The sequence below is a fragment of the Rhizobium sp. IY2 genome, assembly GCF_047532935.1.
In the GTDB taxonomy this organism is placed as follows: Bacteria; Pseudomonadota; Alphaproteobacteria; order Rhizobiales; family Rhizobiaceae; genus Rhizobium; species Rhizobium anhuiense.
Window position 1 is genome coordinate 1 of the sequence record NZ_JBLKNU010000035.1, and the last position, 967, is coordinate 967.

Annotated in this window: 2 protein-coding genes and 1 pseudogene; all 3 read right to left on the minus strand. The window is 61.9% G+C overall.

The window, feature by feature from the left end:
• Positions 1-139, minus strand: a 139-nt coding sequence (locus tag ACMUVN_RS33245) for an FAD-dependent oxidoreductase (RefSeq protein ID WP_414816049.1), incomplete at its 3' end; no start/stop codon positions are given.
• On the minus strand, positions 140-838 hold the full coding sequence (locus ACMUVN_RS33250; protein WP_132576267.1) for a dimethylsulfonioproprionate lyase family protein: 699 nt from the start codon (positions 836-838) through the stop codon (positions 140-142).
• Between the two features lie 14 nt (positions 839-852).
• A pseudogene (locus ACMUVN_RS33255) lies at positions 853-967 on the minus strand (electron transfer flavoprotein subunit alpha/FixB family protein); the annotation flags it as partial.

The following is a 967-nucleotide window of genomic DNA, read 5'->3' on the forward strand; positions in this document are numbered from 1 at the left end:
TCTCCAGCACGACGACCGAAAGCTCCGGATTGACCTGCTTCAGCCGGATCGCCGCCGCAAGACCGGCCGGACCGGCGCCGACGATCACAACGTCGAATTCCATGCTCTCGCATTCGGGCAGATCAGTCGTCTCGGTCATCTATTTCGTCTCCGGCTCGATCTGGCACCAGACCGCGAGAAGCGGCCGGGCCGTGCATCTTATCGCGAAGGATTGCCCGGCATCGTTCGCGAAGACTGTGCCGATAGCGGCAGAAAACCATTGGGAATCGCCAAGGGAGATTTCAGCGGGCGAAAGCAGGAGGAAGGCACGGGGCTGCGTCTGAACATGATCGGGGAAACGGGTGTAGCGATCCATGTAGATCACGCCGACCCTGAGATCGGCGCGTTCCTCCATGCCGCCCGGGCCGACGACAACCGCATGGGAATGCGTATCGCCAAAATTCAGGCTTGCAAACGGGCCGGAACGGCCGCGTCTCCAGAGCAGCTTGTCGGCGAGACTATGGAACTGGCTGGCGATCGCCTCATATTTCCGTCCCGATTTCGCAAGATGGGCGATGGCGTCATCAAGCCCTTCCGGCGTGCCGGGAAGGGACCCGCCCTCGGGGCGCACCTTGCCGGTCTTGAGCAGCCTCTGGAGAACCTTGCCCGCGACGAAGCTGGCGACGGCGGGAGCCTCCGCCGACAACATCAGCCCGCCGACATCGTTGAGGAATTCCTGCAACGGCCGAGAACGCCTTTCCCTTCCGATGTCGTGGAGCCGTATATATGCCGGCTTCTCGTCATCGTTCAGGAGAAGGTCGGCACCAGGTTTGATTGGACGTCCCACCGTGCGCGCCACGTTCGGTCTCCCCGCTAAAGCGCCTTTTGCAATTCCGGCAGGACGTCGAAGAGATCGGCGACCAGTCCGTAGTCGGCGACCTGGAAGATCGGCGCCTCCTCGTCCTTGTTGATGGCGACGATCACCTTA